Genomic DNA, 15,024 nt, shown 5'->3' on the forward strand with positions numbered 1-15,024 from the left:
GTGAGGGTGGGCCCGGTGCGAGCGCACCGGGCCGTTAACTATTCACAATTATCGATATCGACGTTTCCGTCAATCCACCCAGGGCGACGCCATCCGGCTCGGGGGTCAGTGCTCGCGGCGGCTCCATGGCCCGTTGATGGCGAAGACGTAGCCCGGCATCTGCACGTTCGCGAAGAGGATGGCCGCGTCCTGGCTGAACGTCGGGCCCGCGAACTCGCTGTCGTTGAACTCGTTGCGGGCCATCGGGAAGGCTTCGCCGCACTCGGTGAGGCCCACGATATGGCTGAGCCCCTCGCCGTCCTCGGCCAACATCAGTCCACCGTACGGCGACAGCGTGATGTTGTCCGGCCCGTCGTAGGCGATGTCAGCGGTCGGATCGGGGTTGACCCCGAAGATGGTCGTGAGCGTGATGGTGCGCGCGCGGGGGTCGTAGTGCCACACCTGGCCGTCGTGGTCGTTGCGGCTGCCGTCGTCCTTGCGGGCGTAGCTGGCGACGAAGTAGACGCCGTCGTCGCCCCACCACTGGCCTTCCAGCTTGCGGCTGCGGGTGATCTGCGCGTCGGTGAGCTGGTTGCGCACCGACGCGGTCCGTGCGTCGCGGTCCGGCACGTCCACCCAGGTGACGGCGTAGCGGGTGCCGGGCTCGGTGGCCTCGGACAGGTCGCCGATGTGGCGGCCGCCGGAGGAGCAGTTCAACGCCTGAAGGCGGCCGGCGGTGTCGCCGCCCGGGCTCAGGGCGAGTTCCCGCAGCGCGCCCTTGCCTCCGCGGAAGCGCTTCGGCGGTGTCCACCGGTAGTACAGGCCCATCGGGTTCGCGGCGTCCTCGGTGAGATAGATGCTGTGGGTGTGCGGGTCCACGGCGACCGCCTCGTGGGCGTACCGGCCGAGGAACTTGAGCGGCACGGGGTTCCGGTTCGCCTCGCGGTCCAGCGGGTCGACCTCGAAGACGTAGCCGTGGTCCTTCTGGAACACGCCGCCCGCGCGCTGTTCCGTCTCCTCGCACGTCAACCAGGTGTTCCAGGGGGTGACGCCGCCGGCGCAGTTGTTGTGGGTGCCCGCCACGCTCACGTACTCGCGGACGCGGTTGCCCTTGCGGTCCACGTCGATGGTGGTCGTGCCGCCGCCCGCGCCCGGGTCGTACGTGAGGCCCGGCAGGACCGGCACCCGGTAGGCCTCGGAGCCGCCGACCTCGTGGTTGTTGACCAGCGCCCAGCCGTTGCGGGCCCGGAAGCAGGCGGTGCCGTCCGGGTCGCTCGGCGTCGGCTCGCCGGACTCGAGGAGGGTCTTGCCGGTCTCGGCCACGATCTTGTAGGAGAAGCCCTCCGGCAGGGCGAGCAGGCCGGCCGGGTCGGGGATGAGCGGGCCGTAGCCGGCGGGCGGGCGTACGGCGGCCCGGGCCTCGGCCGGGCCGGAGATCGCGGTGAGGCTGCCGCCGATCGCGATGCCGAGGCCGCCGAAGGCGCTCGCGCGTAACAGTTCTCGACGGGGTACGGCACTGGTCATGATGAACACCCTTTCCGGGAGGGTAGGGGAGTGGCCACAATGGACTGTGGATATTTGTCCTGACATTCTGACGACCTGTAGATTGGTCGTGGAGAAGGACCTAGGGGGATCTGTTGAGCACTCCAGTGCACGTGGCGGTCGACCGACGCAGCCCGGTTCCGCTATATTTCCAGGTCGCCCAGCAGATCGAAGGGATGATCGACCGGGGCGAGCTGCTTCCCGGCGCCAAGCTGGAGAACGAAATCGTGCTCGCCGACCAGCTGGGCCTGTCGCGCCCCACGATGCGCCAGGCGATCCAGTACCTGGTCGACAAGGGGCTGCTGGTCCGCAAGCGTGGTGTCGGCACCCAGGTGGTGCACGGTCAGGTCAAGCGGGCCGTCGAGCTGAGCAGCCTCTACGACGACCTGCGCCGGGCCAACCAGCATCCCACCACCAAGGTCATCTCCGCGGGCGTGGTGCCGGCGACGGACGATGTCGCCGTGGCACTGCACCAGCCGCCGGGCACCGAGGTGGTGCGGCTGGAGCGGCTGCGTTACGCCAACGAGGAGCCGTTGGCCATCCTGCAGAACTGGCTTCCCACCGGACTGGCCGATCTGACTCCCGAGCGGCTCGAGGAGCAGGGTCTGTACCAACTGTTGCGGACGGTCGGGGTGACCCTGCGGGTGGCCTCCCAGCGCATCGGCGCCCGCGCCGCCACCAGCAGGGAGGCGACCCTGCTGGCGGAACGGCGCGGGGCTCCGCTGCTGACGATGGTCCGCACCACCTACGACGACAGCGGCCGCGCCGTCGAATACGGCAGCCACGTCTACCGGCCGGCGCTCTACAGCTTCGAGATGGCCCTCGTCGATCGGTGAGCGGGTGTTCACCACCGCGGATTCCAGCCGCTGGTGTCCACGGCCAGCCCGCTCTCGTCGGCGACGTCTTCCCACTCCACGAACTTGAAGTTCGTGTTGGTCCGGACCTCGCCTTCGGGATCCTGGACGTCCGGGGTGTTGACGCCGTCCTGCACCACGAGCAGGCCCTCGTCGAAGTCCGAGCCGAGCGGCACGTTGAGCACCATCGCACCGTCGCACTGCTCGGAGCCGTCCGGGCCGTCCGAGTCCGGCCCGACCCGGAAGTTCGTGACGTACGGGTTGGCGCCTGAGCGCTGGTACACCACGAAGGTGTTGTCACCCTGGCTCGACGCGAGCAGGTAGCCCCGGCCGTTGCGACGGTAGTAGATCGTCAGTCCCTCGACGTCGGCCGAGATGTGCTTGCCGCCCGCGCCCGGGTCGGGTCCGGAAACCTCGCACTCCTCGGTGTCCGGATCGTAGGTGGCCGGCACCCCGAACTCCCGCACCTTGTCCAGGAGCACGGGCGTGCCGGTCAGCGAGGCGGGCAACCGCCAGATCCCCACGTCCTCCTGCCCGGCATAGAGGACACCGGTCTGCGCGTCGACGACCATGCCCTCGACCTGGGGCAGTTCGCCCGGGTCCGCGCACGGCGTCCACGTGGAGCCGTCCGGCAACCGGAAACTGGACGGCAGGCTCAGTCGGCGTTCCACGGCGTAGGTGACCGTGCCGGCCGGCGTGGTGATGAGCCGGACCAGCGAGATCTGGGTGGTGTGGCGGCGGCTGACCAGCGCGTACTGCTGCCCCGAGGCGGGGTCGCGCCAGGTCGCCAGCCCGTACGCCGTGGTCTGGTCGGCGACCTCCTCGGGGCTGCTCGAGAAGACCAGCGGCGCGGCCGGGTCGGTCACGTCGGTCAGCGGCGCCTGTCGGGCCGCCGCCGCGGCGGGGTTGATCCGGTACGTCCGCAGTGTGTCGCGCCCCCGGTCCGACACCACGGCGAGATCCGCCGACGCGCCGGCCAGCCGGACACCGTACGCGAGGTCGACGTTGTTGAACCGCCCCGCCTCGTCCGATCCGGAGGACGCCGGCGCGGCGATGGACTGGAGTTGCCTGCCGCTCAGCGAGTAGACCCGCAGGCCGCCCTCCTTGGCGGTGGCGACGACGACGCTGCGGCTGGAGCTGGTGGGGTGGAGCCAGATGGCCGGGTCGTCGGCATTGGAGTTGTTACCCGCCTCGTCGTCGAACAGGGCCGCCGTTTCCAGTTCGGCGTCGACCTGAGGCAGTCCGGCGGCGTGAGCCGCCGAGGCGAAGAGTGTGGGAGTGGCACAGAGGAGAGTCGTGGCCACTGCCAGCAGGCGGTGACCGGGGCGGAGATGCATGGCGCCTCCCAGCGTAAGGGGTGCCCATAGACCCAATCGCAAGAGACATTACATCAAGATGTCCTGACAAAGAAGAGCTTCGATATAGACGGTCGTCAGCTGAGCTGGAACTCGCGGACCAGCGTACGGAGCTGGACCGCCAGCCGCGCCAGATCGATCGCCGCGCTCTGGGTCTCGCCGGCGCCGACGCTGGTCAGCGACGCGCCCTGCACCACCTCGTCGAGGCTGCTGGTGATGCCGTCGACGGCGGCCACGGCGCGCTCCACGCTGGCCGAGATCTCCGCCGTGGCGCGGCTCTGCGCCTCCACGGCCTCGCCGATGACGTCCTGGGTGCCGTTAATGTCGCCGACGATGCGGGCCACCTCGGCGATGGCGTCGCGCATCGCCTGGGAGTCGCGCTGAATGGCGTCGATCTGCCGGGAGATGTCCTCGGTGGCGGACGCGGTCTCCCGGGCCAGATCCTTGACCTCGCCGGCGACGACGGAGAAGCCCTTGCCCGCCTCCCCGGCACGGGCGGCCTCGATGGTGGCGTTGAGGGCGAGCAGATTGGTCTGCTCGGCGATCGAGGTGATCAGCTTGACCACGTCGCCGATCGCGGCGCTCGACGCGTCGAGGCGCTGAGCGAGCTCGCCGGAGGTCGCGGCCGCGCCGGCCGCGTCGGCGGCGATCCGGCGGGCCTCCACCGTGCGGGAGGCGATCTCGTCGATCGAACCGCCGATGTGGGTGACGCTGGACGCCGCCCCGTTCACCGCCTCGTGGACCGTGCCGGCCGCGCTGGACAGAATCGAGGTGCGCCGCACCGTCGTCTCGGCGCCCTGGGTCATGCTCCCGCTCGTGGCGTGCATCTCCTCCGAGGCGCTGGCCAGGGTGTCCGCCGCCTCGTCGAGCTCGGTGATGGCCGTGCGGACGTTGTCGGTTGCCCGGCCCATCGCCAGGGAGAGCTCCGTCAGCTCGTCCGAGCCGGTGACGTGCGGATGCACGGACAGGTTCTTGTCGGCGATGGCGTTGGCCACCTTCAGACAGTCCGCGAGACGGCGACTGGTGTGGCGAGCCAGCACCACCGCGGAGCCCAGCAGCAAGACGGCGGCGGCGACACTGCCGGCGATCGTGAGGGTACGGGCGGAGCGCTGTGCGGCGTCAGCGTCGAGGCGGGCCTGGCCGGCCTCGGAGGTGATAGCCACCTCGACCGGTTCCATCGAGGCGCTGAGTGCCTCGGAGGACTTCTGGAACTCGGGCAGCGCGGCGCGGGCCCGATCCTGGGCGGGGTCTGTGACGCCGAGGTTGGCCAGGCTCACGACTCGCTGACTCAGCGTGATCAGCAGTTCGACCTTGTCGTCCAGGCTGGCGGCCGCGGCCCGTACCGGGGCCGGTGCGCTATCGGCGTGCAGGGCCGCGATGCTGTCCCGCAGCGTCGCGGCGTCGCCGCCGAGGCTGTCGAGGGCGGCGCGGCGCTGCTCGGGAGTGCGGGCGACCATGGCCGCGAGTACGTCTCCTCGCAGCACCGCCTGTGCGGCGGCGATGGCCCGCTCCGCCCGGACGGCGTCCGTGGCGCGGACCAGGCGGTCCTGGGCACGCTGTTGCTGACCGGCCGCGAGCAGGCCGATCCCGCCGACGGCCAGGACCAGCGCCAGGCCGGCGGTCGCCAGCGCGACGATCTTGCGGCCCAGGGTGAGGCGCGGCGCAACGCGGATCATGGCGACCTTCCGACGGAGGAGTTCCTCTTTTCGAATCGGCAGACTTTTTCGGGAGCTGAGGGTGACCTGATCTCATCTCGCCCTGGCGCCGGCCGATGAGAAGGGCACAAGCTGGCCAATTCTCGGGAGAAGCTCATGCGCGCGATCCGTGTCATGGCGGCGCTGGCCGTCGCGACCGCTGTCACCGTCGGCGGTGCGAGCTACTCCAGCGCGGCGCCGAACGGCCAGAACGCCGCGGCCGCCGCCGTGCCGGCCGACGTCCGCGAGGCCGGCGTGCTCGTGGTGGCGTCGGAGATCGCCTACCCGCCGTTCGAGTTCTACGACGAGGCGAAGAAGCCGCAGGGCGTCGACTACGACCTCGCCGTCGCGCTCACCGAGCGGCTGAACCTGCGCCTGGACTTTCGCAACGTCGCCTGGGACGACATCATCCCCACCGTCGCCGACCACAAGGCCGACGCCGTGATGTCCGGCATGACCGACAATGCCGAACGGCAGGAGAAGCTGACGTACGTCGACTACCTGATCGAGGGCTCGCAGGTCGTGGTGGCACAGGGCAACCCGAAGGGGATCAAGGGTCTCGACGCCGTGTGTGGTCGCCGGGTCGCGTTCCAGGCCGAGACGACCCAGGACGACCTGGTCAAGGCCCAGGCCAAGCTGTGCACCGCCGCCGGGCGCCCCGCCCCGCGCGTGCACGCCGTCGGCTCGGGCGAGGCGTACCCGCTGCTGAAGAAGGGTGCCGTCGACGCCGTCGTGGACGGATACACCAGCGCCGCCGCCCAGGTCGAGGACGGCCAGGGCGCGTTCGAGCTGGTCGGCGTCCAGTTGGAGGCCAGCCCGATGGGAATCGGCCTGGCCAAGGACAGGACCGAGCTGCGCCACGCCGTGCAGCTCGCCCTGCGTGAAATCATCGCCGACGGCACCTACGCCAAGGTGCTGGACAAGTGGGGTCTCGGCGCCGAGGCGCTGACCACCGCCGCCATCGACGGCGGGGTCTGACCTACAGCTGCCGAGCTGATCGCCCGCCGGGCGATCAGCTCGCGTTCGCCGGGGCCTCGGCGGCGGCCTCCGCCGAGCGACGGCGGCTCCGCAGCACGAACTGCGTCGCGCCAACGAGCACCAGGACTCCGCCGACACCGGCGAGGATGTAGCCGCCAGTGGTGTCGTCCTTCTTCTGCTCGTCGTAGGAACGCTCCGTGGTGGACGACCGCTTGGTCGTCGCGCAGGTGTCGCCCTGCTTCATCACCTGGCCGCCGCAGGTGACCTCCGTCGAGGCGGCGTGGACCAGCCCGAACGGGATCAGCGCGAGCCCGACGATCAGCGCGGCCCACCGGTTCTTGGCGATCGTGAACAGTAGATTCATGTATTCCTCCCCGTTTTTCGAACGACACCGTAGCGTCACGGCGCCGACCGCGAGTTACACGAATCCGCCAGAGCACCGGAAAACGGGACGGGGTGTGGCTCAGGTCACGGGATCAGTCGGCTCCCCGCCTGGGCGACGGGGTCTTGGTCGGCGGTGACGCGGTGCGTACGGTCGGAGAATGTCGATGCCCGACGCACCGCGCCCGCGGGTCGTCTCCTACAACATCAAAGGCTGGGGCGGCGACACCGCGGCGCTGACCGCGGCGGTTCGCGACCTCGCGCCGGATGTGCTCATCCTTCAAGAGACGCTGCGGTGGTCCGACCCGCGGACGTGGTGGGTCGACCTGGCCGGCCGGTTCGGCATGGCGCGCGCCTTCGGCGGACTGTCCGCATGCGGCAACGCCGTGCTGATATCGACGGCGGTCACGGCGCGCGGCTGGGGCGTGGTGCGGTATCCGTTGGTCTACCGCCACAGCCCACGCGCCGCGGTGCTGGTGCGCTGTGCCATCGAGGGCGCCGAGTTCGTGGCGACCGGTTCGCACCTGTCGACTGACCGCGCCACCCGGTTGCGGCAGGCCCACATCCTGAAGAAGGCATTGAACTCCGCGGACGCCCCGGTGCTGGTCGGCGTGGACGTCAACGAAACCTCGGCCGGCCCGGCGTGGCGCGTCATCGCCGACGGGCTTCGGGACGCGGCCGAGGAGACCGGGCAGGGCGACGTGCCCACCTACCCCACCCGCGGGCCGGTCCGGCGGATCGACGCGATCTTCGTTGATCCGAGCTGGTCGGTACGCGACTACCGGGTCGTGGACACCTCACAGACTCGTGTCGCGAGCGACCACTTCCCGGTGCTGTCCGAGGTGACGCCGTTGGCGTCGTGACAGCCGGTCAGGCGGTGGCGGTGCGGAATCCTCCGGAGGAGGCGACCAGTGCGTCGGCGACCAGGGCGGCGTCCGCGTCGGCCAGGTCCGCCGGGTACTCCGGCAGCAGGTCGTCCCAGACCACCAGCCACGATCCGTACAGTTGCGTCTGGCCCTCGGGTCTGGCGAAGAACCACATGTGCAAGTGGGCGGCGCCGTCGCCGAAGCGGTACATGTGGGCGCGCGAGATGTGCGGCACCGCCTGCATGTGCCGCACGACGCGGGTGCTCAGCACGCCCAGCTCGGCGGCCATCTCGTCGCTCAGCTCGGCCAGGTCGTAGTGGTCGCGCGGGTAGAGCATGAGGACCAGCGGCACGCCGGCGCCGGTGATCCGGTCCAGCCGCCAGCGTTCATTGAACCAGATGCCCTTGTCCTTCTCGGCGCACATGTCGCAGTCCGCCGGGTCCTCGCCATGTCGCGGCGGCTCGGCCGCCACCGGCGGGACCAGCGGCGAAACCCGCAGTCCATCCTGCTCGAACGGGCTGATCTCCCAGCCCGTCATGCGGGACAGCGGCAGGCGGTGCTCGCCGTTCGCGACGGCGAGCGCGTGCTGATAGAACTCGTCCGGAGTCAAAGCCATGGCCGCAGGGTAGTCGGGTCGAACGGCGCGCCCGCCCCCGGGTGATCATGATGGAGTAGGGCTAATGCCCGATCCGTCCGTGATCTTCAGACAGGTATTCGTCACCGAGTTGACAGCGCGTCCGGCCTCCGGTCGATACTTCGGGCCAGTGATCTTCAACGATCTGAGCCCGAGCGGGAGAGGACCGCAATTTTCATGAGACGTACTGTCGCTGTCGCCGTCGCCGTGTTGACCCTGGCCGGCGCCGGATGCTCGTCCGGGAGCGGGCCGACCGAGGCCGAGAAGCAGTACGCGGCGGCGAAGCCGGAGAAGCCGCGGACCGGCAGCGACTTCGAACGGACCTGCGCGGACGGGTTGGGTTTCCCCGGTCTGACCGCGTACGAGAAGAAGGCCGGTCGGGTGCACCCGATGGCGGTGGTCAAGAAGACCGACGACTCCTGGTACGTCGACTCACCGTCGGGAAGCGACTTCCCGGCGACGTGGATGGTCGACACGGTGGCCGGGACGGACAAGACCGAGCTGGTCGTGTGCGTGGAGCAGACCGCCACCAAGCCGACGTCGCGGATCTGTGACATGGAGGACCGCGAGACCAAAGAGAAGTACAAGATGACCATGTACGACGTCGACTACCGGATCCGGGTGCTGGACGCGCAGAGCGGCAAGAGCGTGTTCGAGAAGAAGGGCACCAAGAGCGAGAAGGACTGCCCGGTGGTGACCTTCCGCCGGTCGGGCGAGGACAAGAGCAAGTACTACCCGTCGATCGACAACAAGACGATCCGGCCGGTGGTCAAGCCGTACGTCGCACCCTGAGCGGACTCTTGGCGGGGTCCCGGCGCTCGTCGTCGGGACCCGGTCAGCCGCCGGGTGACAGCAGCGACCTGCCGATCGTCGTCCGCGAGGTCAGTGCCCGGTGGGCGTCAGCGGCTCGCTCCAGCGGATAGGTGGCGCTCACCACGGGTCGCAGCTGTCCGCGCGCTGCCCGTCGCAAGGCCAGGTCGAGGAGCTCAGACAGGATCTTACGGTCGGGTCGGCGGTCCAGCAGGGGCGTGAACACCCGCACGCCCCGACGCGCGGCGGAGGTGGCGTCCGGATCGGCGAGACCCGCGGCGGTTCCATAGGTGACGAACCGACCGCCGTCGGCCACAGCGTCCACGGCGGCGGTGCCGAGTGCGCCGCCGGCCCCGTCGTAGACCAAGGCGACACCGTTGTCGGTCGCCTCACGTACCCGGTCGATCCAATCGGACCGCGAGTAGTCGACGGTGACCTCGGCGCCCAGCTCACGGGCGAGTGCGAGCTTGGCCTCGCTGGACGCGGCGGCCACGACCCGCGCGCCGGCGTCGACGGCGAGTTGCACCAGCAGCGATCCGGCTCCACCGGCGGCCGCGAGAACCAGCACCCACTCGCCCTCCTCGGGCGCTCCCAGCCGATCGAACATGAGCGCGGTCACCCCGTCGTGCACCAGCGCCGCGGCCGCCTCGATGGCCAGCCCGTCAGGCACCGGCACGAGTTCGTCGACGTCGGCGACGACCTGTTCGGCGTAACCGGTGCTGGCCCGCACAGCCACGCGTCGGCCGACCCATGCCGCATCCACGCCGTCGCCCACCCGCACGACCGTGCCCGCCCCGCCGCCACCCGGCACGTACGGCACCGTGAGCGGGAAGAAATCCTGACCCCAGCCGCCGCGCAGCAGGGTGTCCAGGTAGATGACGTCCGCCGCGGCCATGCCGACGACGACCTGACCGGGTCCTGCCACCGGATCCGGCAGTTCCACCAAGGACAACGTCTCCGGACCGCCGAATGAGGCCACCTGAATCGCGCGCATGTCCGACAGTGTTCAAGCTCAACCAAGGTTGAGGTCAAGCGCCGGGTCAGGCTCTCCGCGGCGGGTCAGGCTTTCCGTGGCGGGTCACGCTTTCCGTGGCGGGGTCGTCGCGGATGCCGGGGCGTCCGGCACGAACCAGCAGTCCGGCATCGACGGCGCCGGGTGGGCGGGAAGCAGGACGTGCTCGGCGGGGACGAAGCCCCACCCGTCCCAGGCCTCGGCGCCGGGCTCGCCGCGATCGCCGCGGGTGTAGTACCAGACCTGGGAGCCTCCCGCCGCCCGGTCCGGCCCCGAGGTCCAGCAGGTGAACCAGCTCCGGCCGGTCTCCATGACGGCGATCTTCCGCGTCCCGCCGGGCTCGTCGTAGAGCGCGACGCCGGTGGTGTTCGGACAGACATAGTCGGTACGCCAGATGTGGCCGGAATGGCGCGCGTCGACGTGGCGTACCCCGGCCCGAGCCTCACAGCGGCCCGAAGATCCGTCGTCGGCCGCCGCGCTCATCGGCGTGGACTTCGGCTCCTCGGCCTTCCCGGAGCGGGCGAGCGCGATCGAGGTGGCGACGATGCCCGCCACGGCGACGAACGCGGCCGCCACCAGCCATCCGCGGCGAAGCCGACCGGACGTCCGGAAGCCGACCTGCCCGCCGTCGGCCGGTTCGGCGGCTGCGGCGGTCGTCGTCGGCGTCGCGGCGGGCTCGCTCCCCGCCAACCGGCTCTCCTGCTCCGCGGTGGCGGTGCGCCACAGCCGGTGCAACTCGGCGATCTCGGCCGGGGTGGCGCCGCATTCGCGCGCCCACAATTCGACGATGCTGAATTTGGCGGGTACGACCTCCCCCGAGGTGTAGCGGTGCAACGCTGATTTGCTGACCGCGAGCCGCTTGGCCAACGCCTCGAAGCTGCGCCCTTTGCGGCGTTTCAGATCCGTGAGCACGGACGCCAATGCGTGCGCCGCACCGGACCGTCCCATCGTCTCCCCCGCAGGATGCATGGTTCCAGGGTAGGGCGCGCCGACCGGGCGTCCCGCTGGCGCGGGAAATCCCTGGTGGACACGGCGTTTCATCCCTTCCCGTCCCGGCGCCTTCCATCGAGGACGGCCAGACGGCAGGCTGTCGCTGACTCTCGCCGGGCCACGGAGAGCCGGGCAATTCGCTGACCCCTCTCTCCCAAATAACTGGAGGAAATTGTGCCTTTGGGCAGTTTCTCGAAGCGTCTCGTCGCCGCGTTCGGGCTGGCGCTCGCCGGCGTCGCGGTGGCATTGCCGGCTCCCGGTCCCAGCCAGGCCGCGGGCCCCCGCCCCTTGTTCAAGTTGCCGTTCCCGTGCGGGCAGCAATGGACGGCGAGCACCCGCAGCGACCACATCCCCAACCCGAACAGCCTCGACCTGATGAAGGTCGGCGGCGGTAGCAACAACCAGCCGATCCTGGCCGCGGCCGGCGGCCGGGTGGTCAAGTCGGCCTACGACGACGGAGGCGGCTGGCACGTCCGCATCGACCACGGCAACGGCTGGCAGACGCGATACCTGCACATGATCTCGGCGCCGGCCGTGTCGCTCGACCAGACGGTCGTCCAAGGCCAGCTCATCGGCCGGGTGGGCAGCACCGGTGACAGCGGCGCGCCGCACCTGCACTTCGAACAGATCCAGGACGGCACCACGGTACGCTCCGCGTTCGACGGCCAGCTGGTCACCGTGGAGGTCGGCCGCTCGCAGGTGCTCACCAGCCACAACTGCGGCGGTGGCGGCACACCGGATCTCGGAGTGCTCGACTTCTACCTCTCCGACGATCCAGCCTCCAGCCAGAACACCCGCGCGGTGATCCACTATGGCAACAGCCCGATGATCCCCGTGGTGGGGGACTGGAACGGCGACGGCACCGACACGGTCAGCGCGTACGACCCCACCAGCGGCCGCTTCCTGCTCAGCAACGATCCCGCCACCGGCGCGGCACAGTACAACTTCCCGTACGGAAACCCGGGAGCCGTCCCGCTGGTCGGCGACTGGGACGGCGACGGCAGGGACAACGTCGGGGTCCGGATGGGCAACACGTTCTACCTGCGGACCAGCCCGGTGACCAGCGGGACGGAGACCACCGTGGCAGTGGCGTACGGCGACCCCGCGGACACGCCGCTGATCGGGGACTGGGACGGCGACGGGGTCAGCAACCTCGGCGTCACCAAGCCCGGCTCGAACCTCTTCTACCTGCGGACCTCGGCCAACAACCAACCCGAGGCCACCCGCACCGTCGCCTACGGAAACCCGGGGGCGCTCCCGCTGGTGGGCGACTGGGACGGCAACGGCAAGGACAACATCGGGGTCCGGATGGGCAACCGCTACTACTTCCGCACGAGCGAGGTGAGCGACAGCGCGGAGGTCACGCACTCCGTCGCCTACGGCAACGGCGACGGCCGGGAGATCCCGATCGTGGGGGACTGGAACGGCGACCGGCGGAACACCCAGGGAATCGTGTACTGACCTGCCGACGGCGGCCGGCTTCACCCGGGGGAAGCCGGCCGCGTCACCGTTTGCCCATCGATCGGCGGACCGGGGGCGTGGCCCTCACATTCCCAGGGCACGCAGGATCGGTTGGCCCAGGTGCCCAAGCTTTCGCGCCAGCTCGATCAGGGGTCCGCTCAGCGACTGACCGGCGGTCGCGAGCGCACCTGCTCGGACCAGGACGGTGCTGAGCCGGCCCAGCCGCTCCGCGAACTCCTCCCGGTCCGGCGTCGGCCGCGACACCGCCGCCTCGGCACCGTCGAGTTCGCGCACCGCCGCCGTGGACGCTCCCGACGGGAGATTCCTCAGCCCTTCGATGACCGCCCGGAGCTCCCTGAGCTCAGGTTGCACCTCCTGGGCGATGGTGACGTTCCCGTGCGCGCCGATGATGTTGTTCTGCTGGCCCTCGACCATGTTGATGGTGTTGGCGTGCTGGTTCGTGACCTCGAACCCCATGAGCGTTCCTTCCTAGTAGGCCTCCGGTCTCGGCAGCCTGTTCAGCTTCCGGCTCCGCGCGGCGGCGACGACGCGCAGCACGATGCCGGCGATCAACACGAACTGACCGATGAAGCCGATCGCGAACCCGATGAGACCGACGGAGACGCCTCCGACCTTGGGGCCGTAGAAGTTGCCGCCGGTGATGGTCTCCTGCGGCGACACCGAACCGAAGTCGTTCATGAAGTCCAGCAGCGGAATCATGAACGTGACAGAGCCGCCGCACACCATGAGAAACCCGATGACGATCAGAATCGTCGCCTTGCTGCGCGTCGCCGCTATCTCTCGAGCGAAGCTCTCCCGCTGCTGAATCACCTGGTTGTAATGGGAGTTGTATTGGGCGCCGTCCACCATATTGATCGTGCCGGCCCTCTGCTCCTGGATGTGATATTCGGCCGACCGGCCACCCGGCCCGTTCCCCTCCGGGCCGGTCGACAGCGACATCACTATGTCGACGTTCCCGAGGCGCAGCCGATCTCCGCCATGGAGCTGGCGGCGCCGGGTGACGGGATCGCCGTTGAGCAGGAGCCCGGCCGAGGAACCAGCGTCCTCGACCCACCAAGATCCGTTGCCCGCGCTGAACCACGCATGATGACGACTCACATATGGCGACGCTATGACGAGATCGGAATCATTGGCCCGACCAACAAGCAGCGGCGCGGTCCCGGGCCGCAACGGCACCCGAAACGATGGCGTGCCAGGTATCGCGATGTCGAGCACTAAGTCGACCATCAGCACCTCCTCATGCTGCTGGGCCGACCATATTGTGTAACCAGCCGCCGGCAGGCACGAGAGCTTTTCCGCTCGCCGACTGTCAGAAATGCGCCACCTTCCGCGGGAGAACGGCCGGGAAAAGATCGTTTAAGCCTTCCAAGGCTCGCAGTTACGGTTGCATCCGCGGCGGGCGTATCCGGGGGGGTGCGGGAGAGCTCGCTGGGCGGGCCCCTGCTGTGGCCGGTTGAGGAGGCCTGGCCGGTGTGCGAGTCCGAGGACGACCACGACGAGCCGATCGCCACGGTCTTCCTGTGCTCCTGACAGCACGCCGCCGCGGACGACCACGCTTTGGGCCGTTCCCGCGCGGCGGTTTCACCACTGGTCGTGACCGCCGGGCATCGTGGTGACAGCCCGCAGTCCAACCCCGTACTTGGTCGGATCCGGGTCGGCCGGCTCAGCGTCGGCCGGTCCCGGACCCGCTTCCCAGCAGTCCTGACCATCACCGTCATCGGCGAGTGGCTATGAAACAGGCCTTCGTTCCCGGGCCCGGACGGCGAGTGTCCGGGCCGGAAACGTCATTGTTGGCGCAGGTTCACGATCGCAGGATCGAGAGAATCTGGTTCAAGAGGTCCACGATGGTCTGCAGTGGCGGGCGAATGGGATCGAGCAGGCCGGCCACCGCGCAGAGCAGGTTGCCGAGCAGGTCACCCGGTCCCGAGACCGCGGTGATGTTGAGGTGAACCCGGTCCAGATGCACGCGCAGGCCGAGCAGGTCGAGATCTAGCGGCCCGAGCACCAGGTCCAGGATGGGGCAGAAGGCTTGGGCCGCCACGCCGGTCGCGCTTGTGCTTCCGGACACGAGAGGGAGTGCCACGCTCTGCGTTTCGCTACCGATGATCTCCCCGTTCGAGTCCACGAGTGTGGCAGCAAGGGAGCCGACCGCGACGATGCCGTCGTCGGCGACCTCGAAGCGCTCGGGAGCGAATGTGCCGCTGGCCGTGCCCACCGCGCCGGTCGCATCGGTGAAGGTGCCGGAAACCGTGGACGTCATCGAGCCGGGCGCTTCCAGCAGGCGTTCCTCGGTTGCGGCTGACCCTATGCGGGGAGCTGCTGCGGCGGGTGCGGCGGCGACGACCGTGGCCGGTAGCGCAAGGCAAACGGCTACGATCAACTGCCAGGGAATGTGCGGACGGTGCATCTCTCTTCCTTTCGGTCGTGACGAGTGACCCAAGCCCGTT

15 protein-coding genes and 1 pseudogene are annotated in these 15,024 nt (G+C 69.6%); 6 read left to right on the forward strand and 10 right to left on the reverse strand.

Annotated features, from left to right (window positions below; translation table 11 throughout):
* Positions 1-105 precede the first annotated feature (105 nt).
* Positions 106-1,503: an alkaline phosphatase PhoX gene (locus AB0M36_RS05915; RefSeq protein WP_364153081.1), complete on the reverse strand. Its 1,398-nt coding sequence runs from the start codon at positions 1,501-1,503 to the stop codon at positions 106-108.
* Between the two features lie 113 nt (positions 1,504-1,616).
* On the opposite strand from AB0M36_RS05915, the gene AB0M36_RS05920 reads away from it, so the two are divergent.
* The gene (locus AB0M36_RS05920; protein WP_364153084.1) at positions 1,617-2,357 is read left to right on the forward strand and encodes a GntR family transcriptional regulator; all 741 of its coding nucleotides are present in this window, start codon (positions 1,617-1,619) and stop codon (positions 2,355-2,357) included.
* Between the two features lie 8 nt (positions 2,358-2,365).
* On the opposite strand, the gene AB0M36_RS05925 is transcribed toward AB0M36_RS05920, so the two are convergent.
* Both AB0M36_RS05925 and AB0M36_RS05930 read right to left on the reverse strand, forming a co-directional pair.
* Positions 2,366-3,712: a phytase gene (locus AB0M36_RS05925; protein ID WP_364153087.1), complete on the reverse strand. Its 1,347-nt coding sequence runs from the start codon at positions 3,710-3,712 to the stop codon at positions 2,366-2,368.
* A gap of 95 nt (positions 3,713-3,807) precedes the next feature.
* On the reverse strand, positions 3,808-5,406 hold the full coding sequence (locus tag AB0M36_RS05930; protein ID WP_364153090.1) for a methyl-accepting chemotaxis protein: 1,599 nt from the start codon (positions 5,404-5,406) through the stop codon (positions 3,808-3,810).
* Positions 5,407-5,541: 135 nt separating this feature from the next.
* Here AB0M36_RS05930 and AB0M36_RS05935 point away from each other — a divergent pair, with 135 nt between their 5' ends.
* Positions 5,542-6,402 (forward strand): ABC transporter substrate-binding protein, encoded by an 861-nt coding sequence (locus AB0M36_RS05935; RefSeq protein ID WP_364153093.1) that lies wholly within the window; start codon positions 5,542-5,544, stop codon positions 6,400-6,402.
* Positions 6,403-6,436: 34 nt separating this feature from the next.
* Here the strand turns inward: AB0M36_RS05935 and AB0M36_RS05940 are convergent, their stop codons facing one another.
* Positions 6,437-6,766 carry a hypothetical protein gene (locus tag AB0M36_RS05940; RefSeq protein WP_364153095.1) on the reverse strand — a complete coding sequence of 110 codons (330 nt, stop codon included), beginning with the start codon at positions 6,764-6,766 and terminating at the stop codon, positions 6,437-6,439.
* A 178-nt stretch (positions 6,767-6,944) separates the two neighbouring features.
* Here AB0M36_RS05940 and AB0M36_RS05945 point away from each other — a divergent pair, with 178 nt between their 5' ends.
* A complete protein-coding gene (locus AB0M36_RS05945) occupies positions 6,945-7,646 on the forward strand; it encodes an endonuclease/exonuclease/phosphatase family protein (protein ID WP_364153097.1) in 702 nt (233 codons plus the stop codon).
* A 7-nt stretch (positions 7,647-7,653) separates the two neighbouring features.
* Here the strand turns inward: AB0M36_RS05945 and AB0M36_RS05950 are convergent, their stop codons facing one another.
* On the reverse strand, positions 7,654-8,265 hold the full coding sequence (locus tag AB0M36_RS05950) for a hypothetical protein (RefSeq protein ID WP_364153099.1): 612 nt from the start codon (positions 8,263-8,265) through the stop codon (positions 7,654-7,656).
* Between the two features lie 195 nt (positions 8,266-8,460).
* Here AB0M36_RS05950 and AB0M36_RS05955 point away from each other — a divergent pair, with 195 nt between their 5' ends.
* Positions 8,461-9,075 (forward strand): hypothetical protein, encoded by a 615-nt coding sequence (locus AB0M36_RS05955; protein ID WP_364153102.1) that lies wholly within the window; start codon positions 8,461-8,463, stop codon positions 9,073-9,075.
* Positions 9,076-9,118: 43 nt separating this feature from the next.
* Here AB0M36_RS05955 and AB0M36_RS05960 read toward each other — a convergent pair whose 3' ends face one another.
* Positions 9,119-10,087 (reverse strand): zinc-binding dehydrogenase, encoded by a 969-nt coding sequence (locus AB0M36_RS05960; RefSeq protein ID WP_364153104.1) that lies wholly within the window; start codon positions 10,085-10,087, stop codon positions 9,119-9,121.
* Between the two features lie 84 nt (positions 10,088-10,171).
* Positions 10,172-11,074 (reverse strand): helix-turn-helix transcriptional regulator, encoded by a 903-nt coding sequence (locus AB0M36_RS05965; RefSeq protein WP_364153106.1) that lies wholly within the window; start codon positions 11,072-11,074, stop codon positions 10,172-10,174.
* A 195-nt stretch (positions 11,075-11,269) separates the two neighbouring features.
* Between AB0M36_RS05965 and AB0M36_RS05970 the strand changes: the two genes are divergently transcribed.
* Positions 11,270-12,556, forward strand: a complete 1,287-nt coding sequence (locus tag AB0M36_RS05970) for a M23 family metallopeptidase (protein WP_364153108.1) — start codon at positions 11,270-11,272, stop codon at positions 12,554-12,556.
* A gap of 84 nt (positions 12,557-12,640) precedes the next feature.
* On the opposite strand, the gene AB0M36_RS05975 is transcribed toward AB0M36_RS05970, so the two are convergent.
* On the reverse strand, positions 12,641-13,033 hold the full coding sequence (locus tag AB0M36_RS05975) for a hypothetical protein (RefSeq protein ID WP_364153111.1): 393 nt from the start codon (positions 13,031-13,033) through the stop codon (positions 12,641-12,643).
* Between the two features lie 12 nt (positions 13,034-13,045).
* Positions 13,046-13,804, reverse strand: a complete 759-nt coding sequence (locus AB0M36_RS05980) for an FHA domain-containing protein (protein ID WP_364154266.1) — start codon at positions 13,802-13,804, stop codon at positions 13,046-13,048.
* A 360-nt stretch (positions 13,805-14,164) separates the two neighbouring features.
* On the opposite strand from AB0M36_RS05980, the pseudogene AB0M36_RS05985 reads away from it, so the two are divergent.
* Positions 14,165-14,266, forward strand: a pseudogene (locus tag AB0M36_RS05985) (IS5/IS1182 family transposase); the annotation flags it as partial.
* A 112-nt stretch (positions 14,267-14,378) separates the two neighbouring features.
* Here the strand turns inward: AB0M36_RS05985 and AB0M36_RS05990 are convergent.
* A complete protein-coding gene (locus tag AB0M36_RS05990) occupies positions 14,379-14,984 on the reverse strand; it encodes a hypothetical protein (protein ID WP_364153114.1) in 606 nt (201 codons plus the stop codon).
* Positions 14,985-15,024 lie beyond the last annotated feature (40 nt).

Source organism: Actinoplanes sp. NPDC051346 (genome assembly GCF_040682215.1).
Classification (GTDB): domain Bacteria; phylum Actinomycetota; class Actinomycetes; order Mycobacteriales; family Micromonosporaceae; genus Actinoplanes.

Coding starts and splice junctions, on each gene's coding strand:
- AB0M36_RS05925 (WP_364153087.1), bottom strand. CDS start 3,712: ATGCATCTCCGCCCCGGTCACCGCCTGCTGGCAGTGGCCACGACTCTC.
- AB0M36_RS05980 (WP_364154266.1), bottom strand. CDS start 13,804: ATGGTCGACTTAGTGCTCGACATCGCGATACCTGGCACGCCATCGTTT.
- AB0M36_RS05960 (WP_364153104.1), bottom strand. CDS start 10,087: ATGCGCGCGATTCAGGTGGCCTCATTCGGCGGTCCGGAGACGTTGTCC.
- AB0M36_RS05950 (WP_364153099.1), bottom strand. CDS start 8,265: ATGGCTTTGACTCCGGACGAGTTCTATCAGCACGCGCTCGCCGTCGCG.
- AB0M36_RS05965 (WP_364153106.1), bottom strand. CDS start 11,074: ATGCATCCTGCGGGGGAGACGATGGGACGGTCCGGTGCGGCGCACGCA.
- AB0M36_RS05975 (WP_364153111.1), bottom strand. CDS start 13,033: ATGGGGTTCGAGGTCACGAACCAGCACGCCAACACCATCAACATGGTC.
- AB0M36_RS05990 (WP_364153114.1), bottom strand. CDS start 14,984: ATGCACCGTCCGCACATTCCCTGGCAGTTGATCGTAGCCGTTTGCCTT.
- AB0M36_RS05940 (WP_364153095.1), bottom strand. CDS start 6,766: ATGAATCTACTGTTCACGATCGCCAAGAACCGGTGGGCCGCGCTGATC.
- AB0M36_RS05915 (WP_364153081.1), bottom strand. CDS start 1,503: ATGACCAGTGCCGTACCCCGTCGAGAACTGTTACGCGCGAGCGCCTTC.
- AB0M36_RS05935 (WP_364153093.1), top strand. CDS start 5,542: ATGCGCGCGATCCGTGTCATGGCGGCGCTGGCCGTCGCGACCGCTGTC.
- AB0M36_RS05945 (WP_364153097.1), top strand. CDS start 6,945: ATGTCGATGCCCGACGCACCGCGCCCGCGGGTCGTCTCCTACAACATC.
- AB0M36_RS05955 (WP_364153102.1), top strand. CDS start 8,461: ATGAGACGTACTGTCGCTGTCGCCGTCGCCGTGTTGACCCTGGCCGGC.
- AB0M36_RS05930 (WP_364153090.1), bottom strand. CDS start 5,406: ATGATCCGCGTTGCGCCGCGCCTCACCCTGGGCCGCAAGATCGTCGCG.